Source organism: Pontibacter diazotrophicus, assembly GCF_003367245.1.
GTDB classification, from domain to species: Bacteria; Bacteroidota; Bacteroidia; order Cytophagales; family Hymenobacteraceae; genus Pontibacter; species Pontibacter diazotrophicus.
The window spans coordinates 61,419-72,602 of sequence record NZ_QRGR01000031.1 but is presented as its reverse complement, the minus strand read 5'-3'; the positions used below and the strand labels follow the sequence as shown (position 1 = coordinate 72,602).

Annotated in this window: 13 protein-coding genes; 8 read left to right on the top strand and 5 right to left on the bottom strand. The window is 46.8% G+C overall.

Going from position 1 to position 11,184, the window contains the following annotated elements; genetic code table 11:
* Positions 1–219: 219 nt before the first annotated feature.
* Positions 220–570, top strand: a complete 351-nt coding sequence (locus DXT99_RS22180; RefSeq protein WP_115567790.1) for an STAS domain-containing protein — start codon at positions 220–222, stop codon at positions 568–570.
* A gap of 44 nt (positions 571–614) precedes the next feature.
* On the opposite strand, the gene DXT99_RS22175 is transcribed toward DXT99_RS22180, so the two are convergent.
* Positions 615–1,028 (bottom strand): hypothetical protein, encoded by a 414-nt coding sequence (locus DXT99_RS22175; protein ID WP_115567789.1) that lies wholly within the window; start codon positions 1,026–1,028, stop codon positions 615–617.
* A 251-nt stretch (positions 1,029–1,279) separates the two neighbouring features.
* On the opposite strand from DXT99_RS22175, the gene DXT99_RS22170 reads away from it, so the two are divergent.
* Positions 1,280–1,678: a hypothetical protein gene (locus DXT99_RS22170; protein ID WP_115567788.1), complete on the top strand. Its 399-nt coding sequence runs from the start codon at positions 1,280–1,282 to the stop codon at positions 1,676–1,678.
* A 76-nt stretch (positions 1,679–1,754) separates the two neighbouring features.
* On the opposite strand, the gene DXT99_RS22165 is transcribed toward DXT99_RS22170, so the two are convergent.
* A complete protein-coding gene (locus tag DXT99_RS22165) occupies positions 1,755–1,946 on the bottom strand; it encodes a hypothetical protein (protein WP_115567787.1) in 192 nt (63 codons plus the stop codon).
* 163 nt (positions 1,947–2,109) lie between these two features.
* Here DXT99_RS22165 and DXT99_RS22160 point away from each other — a divergent pair, with 163 nt between their 5' ends.
* From DXT99_RS22160 to DXT99_RS22135, 6 genes are all read left to right on the top strand, one after another.
* Positions 2,110–2,394, top strand: coding sequence for a hypothetical protein (locus DXT99_RS22160; protein WP_115567786.1), 285 nt, complete (start codon positions 2,110–2,112; stop codon positions 2,392–2,394).
* A 495-nt stretch (positions 2,395–2,889) separates the two neighbouring features.
* On the top strand, positions 2,890–3,339 hold the full coding sequence (locus DXT99_RS22155) for a hypothetical protein (protein WP_246000948.1): 450 nt from the start codon (positions 2,890–2,892) through the stop codon (positions 3,337–3,339).
* A gap of 197 nt (positions 3,340–3,536) precedes the next feature.
* Positions 3,537–3,800: a helix-turn-helix domain-containing protein gene (locus tag DXT99_RS22150; RefSeq protein WP_115567784.1), complete on the top strand. Its 264-nt coding sequence runs from the start codon at positions 3,537–3,539 to the stop codon at positions 3,798–3,800.
* Positions 3,769–4,011 carry an integrase core domain-containing protein gene (locus DXT99_RS27775; protein WP_115567783.1) on the top strand — a complete coding sequence of 81 codons (243 nt, stop codon included), beginning with the start codon at positions 3,769–3,771 and terminating at the stop codon, positions 4,009–4,011. Before DXT99_RS22150 ends, DXT99_RS27775 begins: the two co-directional genes overlap by 32 nt.
* Before the next feature lie 450 nt (positions 4,012–4,461).
* Positions 4,462–4,968, top strand: a complete 507-nt coding sequence (locus DXT99_RS22140) for an ester cyclase (protein ID WP_115567782.1) — start codon at positions 4,462–4,464, stop codon at positions 4,966–4,968.
* Between the two features lie 104 nt (positions 4,969–5,072).
* Positions 5,073–6,815, top strand: a complete 1,743-nt coding sequence (locus tag DXT99_RS22135) for a D-arabinono-1,4-lactone oxidase (RefSeq protein WP_115567781.1) — start codon at positions 5,073–5,075, stop codon at positions 6,813–6,815.
* Positions 6,816–7,000: 185 nt separating this feature from the next.
* Here the strand turns inward: DXT99_RS22135 and DXT99_RS22130 are convergent, their stop codons facing one another.
* The 3 genes from DXT99_RS22130 to DXT99_RS22120 all read right to left on the bottom strand — a co-directional run bounded on the left by DXT99_RS22130 (position 7,001) and on the right by DXT99_RS22120 (position 10,626).
* Positions 7,001–8,650: a tetratricopeptide repeat protein gene (locus tag DXT99_RS22130; RefSeq protein WP_115567780.1), complete on the bottom strand. Its 1,650-nt coding sequence runs from the start codon at positions 8,648–8,650 to the stop codon at positions 7,001–7,003.
* Positions 8,625–8,936 (bottom strand): adenylate/guanylate cyclase domain-containing protein, encoded by a 312-nt coding sequence (locus DXT99_RS22125; RefSeq protein ID WP_115567779.1) that lies wholly within the window; start codon positions 8,934–8,936, stop codon positions 8,625–8,627. Before DXT99_RS22125 ends, DXT99_RS22130 begins: the two co-directional genes overlap by 26 nt.
* 253 nt (positions 8,937–9,189) lie before the next feature.
* The gene (locus tag DXT99_RS22120; protein ID WP_115567778.1) at positions 9,190–10,626 is read right to left on the bottom strand and encodes an FAD-binding oxidoreductase; all 1,437 of its coding nucleotides are present in this window, start codon (positions 10,624–10,626) and stop codon (positions 9,190–9,192) included.
* Positions 10,627–11,184 lie beyond the last annotated feature (558 nt).

Sequence of the window (11,184 nt, the reverse complement as noted above, 5' to 3'; positions counted from 1 at the left end):
CGGAGGCTCTCCAAGGACTATGAACGCAGCACCAAATCAGCCGAGACAATGATTCAGATTACCATGATACATATCATGCTTAAGAAATTATCTAAATGAAATCAAAACAGCCTCTTAGGAAACTAAGTGTTAATACTTTATATTTAGATATCCCCAAAGGGTTTAGTGATAAATGCCAGTCTTTCTAATATGCTGGTATAACCAGAAGCAAGAGGAGATATGTCTACAATTGTACAGCATATGAAGGAATGCAGTCTGGTGTTAATGAAAGGGCACATAGAAGAACCTGACTGCGCTTTTTTAGAAAACGTCCTGCTGGCAGCTTCCCTATCAAGGAACAAAAGCATATGGGTGGACTGCGAGAATGTCACCTCCGTATCATTCAAAGCGCTCCGTAAGTTGCTTTCACTCTCAAACGAAGCGACGTCGGAGGGGGTGAACCTCTTGTTTTTTGAGATGACACCTTCTGTTAAGAAAGCTATCAAAGTGTCAAGGATGGAGGCTGTGCTGCACGTTGTGCCCTCCATTGCCGATGCCTCACGATACTGCAGGAACAAAAGGAAAGGCTGAGTATAAGTAAGAACAGGGAAGTGGCGGTGATGCCTGGGGCGGCATCACTTATCGTTTACCAGCCACTGTCTGGCGCTTGCCCTGCTGGCAAAACTCTGCACTTGAAAGGAAAGCAGCAGCGTGTCCTTTACGTGCCTGAAATTCAGTTGTGCTGTTGTCTCCACGGCAGCACATGTTGACTGTACCCGTGCCACCTTCCTAACACGTGATTTCATCAACCCAGCGGCAAGGTAGAGGGCGGTCTCCCTGCTGTCTGCTTCCCTTACTGATATGACTGTTTTGGTTGAGTCGAGTAAGACCCGCTTCACGTCATAGTTTATCACCGTGTTTACCAGCGTGTCAATTTTGTGCTTTATTTCAGTAAGGAGAAAATAATGTAAATCTGGATCATCCACCGCTAAAATGTCGGTGGATGGATCGTAGTCTAATCTCAGGATAGTATTGTTAAGCAGAATCATTAATTACGAACGGAACAGGTATAAAGGAACAAGCACTATAACTGTTACGGCAACAGCGGCTTTATAAAGGGGGAATGCTCTTTTATATTTTGCCGCTCGTGAATTGATGCACATACATTATCGCAGCCTAACTTCTCAGTCACCAGGAACAGAATTACTGGTTTGCTTTTTGTGGGTTTTCTCCCTGTTTGGCTCACGATAAAGATGATGCATGTGTATTTTCTCAGCCACAGAACGATACATGTTGAACTATGAGAATGTTCACAGAAAAAGGCTTCGTTGATGAATGCACACTTTTCATGAGAGATTGGGTAAAGCTCCTGTCTGAAAATAAGTATGATGAAGCATGTAACTTTTTAGACGAACCCGAGGACAATGGCGTTTGCTTCATTTGGGACGGTGAAAGCCTGAAGGAAGAAAGATCAGGATACTACGGAAATAAAGGGTTATCCACGATAAACAACCCGTACCGCATGGACTCAGAGAGGGAGAGGATAAGATTTATTGGGTATGAGGATGGTAGCGGCTACGCTGTTAATTACGATCTCCCGATAGATGGTGAATGGACTAAGCTGAGAGCGGAGTTCTCGTTCAACCAAAACGCAGCAGGTTTGTATGAGATCTTGTTCGAAGGTGTGTATGTGGCATAAGAGAGTGCTGTGGGATAGCTGTTATGGATGGCAGTAGGTTTGCGGCTCCTAAGCCAAAGTATGCAGGCAGGGTGCCTCAGCCTGTCTTCTTCTCTTTTCTTAGAATTGTCAGCCTGTCCTGCAGTTTCTCTATAATGTCCCCGTTGCTTCTCTCGATTTCAGGGTCGCTCTTCGACATATGATCGATGTAGAGCAGGCACTGGCTTACCTCCCCTGCCCTCAGGTTGCACACATCCAACTGCCTGATATAATCATAAATAAAAGCCATGAACGAAGTTACGACAGTTAGTCGAAATGTATTACGGTTTTATACTCAACCTGTATTGTAGGAATACTGAAACTAAGCATAAAATACTGAAATGTTGCTCATTATGAGGATTGAGCCTTGACGAGCGTAGGGGTCTAAGTGCTTTTCCCTTAATATTGAGCAGATGGAAAAGTTCAAAGGAAACATTGCGCCCTTGTTGGAGGGCAGTGAGATCAGGTACCAAACCAGCGGTGGGGTAAAATCCATGTCAGCAGACTACTTCAGCGGCAACTTCAGGGAGATAATGGCTACCGAGCTGCCAAACATAGGGCAAAGCTCCTACTACTACCAGAGTATTGGAAACCCTGATTTAGTCATGCACTTCAGAATTTCCGAAACTGCGGGTTTGTCAGCCACGCTGCTGCATTGCAGTGACTTTGAAAGCAAATTGAAGGAGACAGGCATTTAACCTCTTTTACAGTTATTGGTGGAGCTGCGTAGGTGTCTCTGCTTGTTTATCCTTTCGTTCACCAGAAGCCTTGTATATCAAAGCTCAACGCATGTTCCACAAAGACTCCCCTTACTAAAAATTAACTCACACCGTCCTGAATCAGGGTATACCTGCCCCTTACTGGAGGGAGCCACGTAAGCAAATTTCCTCCTGAAAATCGTTCTGTCTCTTGGATGAGAGATGCGAAGAACCTTAAAAAATAGGTATTTGTCTCATGATACTATAGGTATTTGTTGCTTAACATGTTTGATAACAATACGTTACAGGTATAGCTGTTACAGGACTGGTCTAACCTCCGCCACAGTCGGATGGAGGCTGAGGGACAATAGTTGTGGGTGATGAGTTAAATAAGGCTCTCACAATACTGCTATGAAGAAGCAGCCCGAAGGGTAGCCAGTCGGATCTAAAAAGCCTCGAATGGAGGCAGGCAAAAACAAACTTATCTATTACAGTATGCTAACACAAGACATTGGGACAAAGCAGCGCCTGTTACAGGAGTGCAAAAGAAAGCTTGACGTGCAGGTTCAGGCTGCAAAAGAGGCTATGGAAAACGCGCAGCAAAGCGCAGTTGAATCAGAGGGAGGCATGGAGGACCTTCGGGAGATATGCCAGGCCCAGCGGGACATGTATGCCCGCCAGCTCGATGAGCTGCTGGCTGTCATGGTGCAGCTTCAGGGAATTAACGCCACAAAGGTGAACCGTCAGGTGTCGCCAGGGGCGGTGGTGCGTACCGAGCTGCACAACTATTTTATCGGGATCAGTCTCTGCGAGGTAAAAGTAGACGGGGAGCCGTACTATGCCGTCTCCGCCATGTCGCCGCTCTACAAAGCCATGGCGGGTAAAACGGAGGGGCAGACCTTCAGCTTTCGGAGCAGGGAATACAGTATACTGCAGGTCTACTAGAGGTTTCGAAGGCGAGACTGAACAGCCAAGGGCCCTCTATGGGCCCTAGACAGCTAAAGTGTGAAGGTTCAAAGGATTCGCTACAGTTTCACTTGTTGATTTAATCTAAAGATATTACTATTATTACTGCTGTGGACTTGTGGGTAACTCGACAGAGTTATCCATAAATCCACAGCTATTTTTTTGCCTTTGTCGCTATGAAGAAAGAGGAGCAGAAGCAGAAAGCCAGAGAAGACTGGATAAAGGTTTACCAGCAGCTAGGCTCTGTCAGCAAAGCTGCTCTTCGGTGTGGCATCGCCCGATTTACTCTGCACCGATGGATCAAGCGCCTGCCAGATGAAGGGCTGGCGGACCGTTCCAGAAGGCCCTACAGGTTAGCCCGACAAAAATGGGATGATGATGTAGTCAGCCTAATTCAGGACAAGACAGTTGAACAACGGGTCGGAGTTTACTGGTGCTGACTTTACCAGTTGGTGCAGGAAGAAGAGAATCCACCTATCTTACAATCAGCCTGGGAAGCCGATGCAGAGCGGCTTCATTAAGCGCTTCAACGGAAGCTATTTCAGGAAAATACTGGATGCTTATCTTTTAATCGAGCTGGAGGAGGTTAGCTTTAAACGCTTCGTTATGTTGTGGTATAAATTACCTCACAAGAAATTTTTCTGCTTTTGAGATCCTTCATTTCTTGTGCTTGGCCATAAATAAGGCCACCCCCACGTACACTATTTCTATTTCTGCTAAAGAAATCATTGTTCATGATAACGAAAAGTTAATTAACCGTGTAAATAAAATAATAGCTTGTTTAAGTACTATTTCTGGCACGAACAGGACCAGTTTCAACTGCACCCCGCATGATAAAATCTAAACAGGCTCTAGAGAACTAAAAATGTGTATTTAAAATAGTACAAATCTTGGATCATTATACATTACAGTTATCCACCAGTAGAGGGAACGCTTAAGAAGGCATAAGTGGAACCGGCGAAGCTGTTCTGAACCTGTTTTGATACCGAGCCCGTGAATCCTTGCAGGAATTCTTCTGTGTTATGATATCACTTCTGCGATAGCTAATAAAACAGATTAATTACAAATTATTTGGAAGCATAATAGAATAGGAGGTACAAGATGACTACTGAAGAAAACAAAAAAATTTCCCGTCGCGTGTACGAGATCTTTTCCAGCGACAATCTGGATGCTTTGGATGAAATGTTAGATCGCAACTTTATCGATCATTACCCCCAGCCTGGACAGGGACCGGGGATAGATGGGGTGAAGCAGATGCTCGCCTCGCTCCGGAAGGCATTTCCGGACCTGCAGTGGATTGTTAAGGATATGGTTGCCGAAGATGATAAAGTAGTTGCCCGTCTCAATGTCGCTGGAACGCACCAGGGAATGTACAAGGGTATTCCTGCGACCGGGGAGCAGGCTTCCATCCCACTCATTAATATTTTTCGGATCGCCGATGGTAAGGTTGTGGAGCGCTGGGGCGTGGAGGATCAGCTCTCTCTGATGCAGCAACTTGGAAGCGCCGCTTCCTCAGGGTTAGCCAGGTTCGGCAAGGCCGCGCTGGCAGTAGCGCTACCCGCCGCATTGGTCTGGGCCTGGCGCAACGATAAGCTGCCTTGGTCTTAACACGGAGATGGAACATGAACACCTGTGAGGGCTGCTCACCATAAACACCGCTAAACCAGCGGCGACAGGTAACAGCATACGCTCTGCACTAAATTACCGGAATCATGAAAAAGAATATTGGAACCGAAGAGCGGATATTCCGCAGCCTTGTAGGATCGGCGCTCATAGTGATTGGATTCACTTGGTTAAGGAGAAGGAAAGGGCGAACTGCAGGACTGGATCCAGCGGTTTTGGGCGCTATCCTTACTGGAACTGCTATCACGAAATTTTGCCCATTAAATGCCCTTTTGGGGATTGATACGCGGCGAAAGCGCCATCCTTTTACCAGAGTCTATCAAGCCTTGGGGGGAATAATATTTTCCTCTCATAGACAAGACCTTTTGGCAATGGAGGGCGAAGCAATCAAGGGAAAGAAGCCTGCAGAACCTCAACGGGTGACTAACTTTGGCAAAAATGTGCGCTTTAGCCCAATGCATTTTTATACGCCAAAAAACGAATCCGAAATACTTGCGATCCTGAATATGCATTCAAAGTACAAAATTCGTGCAATAGGATCGCTTCATGCCTGGAGCGAAGTCGCTGCCTCAGATGACGTCACCATAGACATGCGCCATTTTGCTCAGGTGCAGGTGGAGCGAAAAGAAGACGAAGTTTGGGCAACAGTGGGTGCTGGCTGCCGTCTTGAAGACTTGATTCATACCTTACACAAACAGGCAGGAGTGACATTGCCAACAGTGCCAGCCGTCACAGAGCAAACCATAGCCGGCACCATATCAACTGCTACTCATGGTTCTGGTATGCCCAGCATGTCGCATTTTATCGAAGAAGCGCGGGTGGCAGCCTATGACTCACAAACCGGCGAGGCGCGGATTTACGACTGGTCAGAGGGACCCGAACTGCGCGCCGCACGCTGCGGAGTGGGCTGCACGGGCGTTATTCTGTCCGTCCGTTTTAGATGTGTGCCCAGTTACTCCATTGAGCAGAGCGTCGCCCGCGTTAGCACAATAGATGAGGCCCTCGCAAGTGAAAGCGAATATCCGCTTCAGCAAACAATACTTATCCCTTACGCCTGGGAATATTTTGTTTACCAGCGGCGCCCCATTCACGACAAACAGGTCTCTACAAGTTGGATGGCGTATTTGTTCCGGGCACACTGGTTTGTTGTTGTCGACGTGCTTTTCCATACCACCCTTTTACCTTTAGTCAATGTAGTAGGAAGCAGGCGCCTGATCCGCTGGTTTTTGAGAGATGTTACACCACTGATGCTCTGGGCAGCTCCGCCGCACACCGACGACAGTGCAGAGGTTCTGGTCCTTGAACACGAACTTTTCAGTCACCTTGAAATGGAGCTCTTTGTTCCTGCCCGGCATATCCGGGAGGCTGTTAAGCTCCTTACAAAGGTCATGTCCCTTTTTGCCGGCGATATCAAGCGTGTTCCGCCACAGTGGGAAGATCAGTTGGAAAGCATTGGAATGCTGGAAGAACTGTACAGGAACCGCGACACCTATTTCCACCATTACCCCATCCTGGTTCGGCGCATTATGCCCGATGATACTTTGATATCAATGACCAGCGAATCAGAGGAACCTTACTACTCCATCAGTGTATTCACCTATTACCGGGATAGGTCGAAGATATACCCGATGGCGAATTTCCTGGCATTCAGCATGAATCGCCTGTATGGCGCGGGACTGCACTGGGGCAAACACTTCCCGTTGAACAACGCTGAAATTGAACCCCTCTACCCAAGGCTGAAAGAATTCCGTGAATTATGCACCCGGGTTGATCCAAACGGCGTGTTCCGTAACAGTTTCACCAGGCGCGTACTAGGCTTTGGTGAATATTAGCACAAACGCCAAAACCCATGCACGCATAAAGTGAGGCAAAAGAGAGCTTCAGGACAACCCTGGAGGTGCTGGAGGGAAAGAACAGCTGTAAGTGGAATTGAAACAGTTTAAAATTGGTAGAGCACTAGCCTAAGGAACATATTCCTAAACAGTGAATGAAATAGTTTATCTCTTTTTCATTTAACTCAATGTACACCAATACGGGCTATTAGATGCTTGAACTGTGGGGAATTGCGAAGAGAATCCGGAACATTAGGGTCCATTTTAACTGTGACCAAGATGGGATCATGATCCTGGTATGCGCTTTCTAAATAGGTTAATGCTTTTTCTAAATCTCCTAACCAGGCAGCTGAAAAGGCTAAATGTGTGCCAGCTATATATTCTGTGGTTGCCCTCTTTTCCAGTTCATCCATCAGTGCCTGTGCTTCTTTTGTATTTCCCATACTGCAATAGACCCAAATCAGGCAACTCACCGCATGCTGGTGCCGGTTTGAAATCCTGATTAAGTTGGAAAGAGTTTTAACAGCCTCTTCATAAAGTTTCAATGCCCAGTAGCTAAGGCCAGCCAGGCGATGCGACAGGAAAGAATTAGGATCAAGCTCAATTCCAGCCTGCGCAACGTGCAGGGCTTCTTTATATTTTTTTGAAGCATACAGCGTCCACGCCAGATCCGCATGTGCAATAGCACTTAAAGGTTCTAACTTTATGGCTAATCTGCCCTGCTTCTCCGCTTCATCAAATTTACCCTTACTGAAGGCTAAGTATGCCATGCCGTAAAGTGCACGGGTTTGTGAAAACCTGGGGTTCAGTTCAATGGATTTGAGGTAATTTTCTTCTGCTTTTTCCAGGTTCCATTCAAGCCCTACATAATATTGGGCAAGGGTACAGTAAGGCTCACATCGGGAGTCATCTAATATTATGGCGGTTTCAACAGCTTGTTTCACTTTCTGCATTACCTCCCTTCCCGGGAAATAACCATAAAAAGCACCTAAGAAGTTGGCATCTGCATAGCCTGTATAGGCCAGTGCATACTTCGGGTCAATGGCTATAGCTTGCTTAAAATATTCCAGGCCGGTTAAAATGTAGCTTCCACGGCGGTTTATATTAAACATCCCCTTCAAATACAACTCATATGCTTCTGTGTTTTGAGTGGCAGTTTTAGTTACCAGATCGCGGTCTTTTTCCAGAAGCTTCACCTTCAGTTGCTCTGTAATGGCCAGGGCTATCTCGTCCTGGATGGCAAAAATGTCATCCATGTTCCGGTCAAACTTTTCTGACCACAGATGAAATCCGTCTTCTACATTAATCAATTGTGCCGTGATGCGTAAACGGTTGCCTTGTTTGCGTACACTGCCATCCAGTACGGTGGATACGCCTAATATTTGGCCTACTTCCCGTAAACTTACTTTTGCTCCTTTGAACTGAGAAGAGGAGGTTCGTCCGGCAACTTTAAGGTCTTTCAGATGTGCCAGAGAATTCGTGATTTCCTCGGCTACTCCATCACTAAAATATTCCTGCTCCGGGTCATTGCTCATATTCACAAAAGGTAACACCGCAATGCTTTTCGGTGGGACTGCTTTTGTCGTCTCCTGCGCAGGCCATACCAGGGCATCTTCCTCACGAACAGGCTTCACTTCGTAAACCCGTACCGGCTCTTTTACATGTTTCAGTACTTCATCGCCTACCAGTCTGGTAGCTATGTCTCTGTTGTTGATCACATTTTTATATACCTGTTCCGAAATCCAGATACCACCTATTGGCGCCAGCACCTGTAAACGTGCGGCAATGTTCACGCTATCGCCGAACACATCATTGTCTTCGAATATAAATAACATCTCCGCTATGAATACCAATGCGAAGGTAAAGATCAGCAACGTCGGCACTGGATCGTTGAATGGCTATGGCACATAGCACTGCATCAGCAGCATTAGAGAAACTTGCCAGCACACCATCGCCCAGCTCTTTTATCCACCTGCCTCCATATTCCTGTATGTGGGCTTGTTGCAACAGGCGGTTTGCTCTTAGCAGTTCGAATGCTTTTTGTTCGTCAGCACCCATCAAGGCCGTGTAACCGGCAATGTCGGTAAACATAATAGCAGCCAGTTGACGGGACGTTGCCATTTGAAAAGGATTTAACTTAATACACCAGATTTGTCTTTATGGAATGAATGTCCTATAGGTTGTTAAACGTAACAATGCTTTACCTGATGTACGAGTAGAGGAACTGTTTCTGCTGTATATGAGTATTTCCGCCGCAAAAGAAATCAGGGAATAGACTCATGCCAACCAATTTCCTCGCAAACAGAAAAGCCCCTCCTTCACGAAGGGGCTTTTATATTGACTACGGATTGAGTAACATCATCTACGTACTGCTTCAGGATAGGGCCACTTTGCCTGGAACAATGTTCTGGTTAGACCGGAAAAGGTTTTCCGGATCATATTTTGTTTTCACTTCAACAAGGCGGTCGTAGTTGGGGCCATAGGCAGCACGGATACGATCCGTCTCCTCTTCTGTCAGAAAATTCATATAGGCACCGCCAGTTGCGTATTTAGTTGTGTCGCGGAAGAAGTTGCGGGCCCAGTTGATGCAGGCGTCATCTTCAGCAGCCGTCTCCCACCGGCCATGCACATTCATGATGTAGTCAGAACTTCGGTGGGGGTATGCTGTTTCTGTTTCTTCTACTCGGTTCATCTGTCCACCTATAGCACCTATGAAGATTTCGGTGTGTGGGGACGGAATTTGCTTGACGTAGTCAATCATCGTGGCGAATAATCCGTCGCTCAGCTTTTCAAAATTATGTGATTTCCAATAGTTACGTGCTCCGGCGGTGAGCAGTGGGTCGAACGCCTGCTGCCAAGCGGCATACGTATGCGGGCCTATCACATCGGTGATTGGGTTGCCAAAGCTTCGCAAGGGTTGCAGGATGCGCTCTCCTTCGTCTAAATCGCCGGCATGGCAAGCGGCAAACACTACAACTGCTTTACCATGCCATTTCTCCGGAATAAAGGGGAGAGGCGGTGCCAACCGGAGCACGACCAACACAACCGTTTCATCAGGCAAGCCAGCTACAAAATCCCGGTAATACTCCAGTACCTGCTTTGCATCTTCAAAAGGATGAAAAATGAGTCCGGACAGGACTTCCGGTCCGACCGGATGCAGCTGAAACTCAAATGACGTCACGATGCCAAAGTTGCCGCCGCCACCCCGGATGGCCCAGAAAAGGTCCGGGTTCAGCTCCTTGCTGGCCTGTATGAGTTTGCCATCCGCTGTGACCACGTCGGCAGACAGAAGGTTATCGATGGTCATGCCATACTTCCGGCTGAGCCAGCCGAAACCGCCGCCAAGCGTGAGCCCCGAGATGCCGGTGGTGGAGTTGATGCCGGTTGGTGTGGCAAGTCCGAAGGCCTGCGCCTCATGGTCAAAGTCTGCCAGCGAGCAGCCGGGCTCCACACGCGCAGTGCGTTTCATGGCATCAATGCGTACAGCATGCATGAGCTTGAGGTCAATCATCAAGCCCCCATCGCATACAGCACTACCTGCAATGTTATGACCGCAGCCGCGCACAGAAACACGTATCTTATGCTGTCTGGCAAAGTTCACTGCCTGTACCACATCGGCTGCGCCATGGCAGCGCACGATCAGGCCCGGGCGACGGTCTATCATCCCGTTCCAGACTGCCCGTACTTCGTCATACTGTGTAGAATCGGGGGTGAGGAGTTCGCCGTGCAGGCTTTTTGAAAAATTAGAAACATCCTCTTCCGAAAGCGCAATGGTTGACCCATCAAGCCTGCCTATTGAGTACGTGCTCATTATTACCTCCTTTTTAATGGTGGGTTATCTTTTTGACATCAGGTAAATCATTGACCAAGGGTAGAGGCAACTATTAACTGGTGTATCTTCCAGAGAAGATTCAGAGGTGCATTTGTAATTGTACGTAAACTATTTTGAAATGCATTAAATGAAGTGATAAATATTTTCAATGTTTTTGATTTTCAAAAAATTAGAATTAGCTACAAGGGTTTGTGACGCAGATAGCACTAAGTCACTGCTGGATCTGCCACTTGGCAACATCCGGAATCACTTGCCTTCAATTTACATTAGCTCTCTTCCCACTCATTCAATACAATCCGGGAAAAGCATTAAATCTTATTTTCAATGAAATCAATCATGATCATGGGAAACTACAGGCCGCGGTTTGCGGACTAACAGCGGGAATTACTTTTTGCTGTTAGTCCGCAAACCGCAGGTGTTCACAGATAAATTTAGTGTGTTGGTCTAAGTGGCTCTTATTTTTATTTATAGTAGCTTGCATTGCATAGTACTGTATGGTATATTTGTATCATTAGTTCTTGTCAAGCATTCTAACAC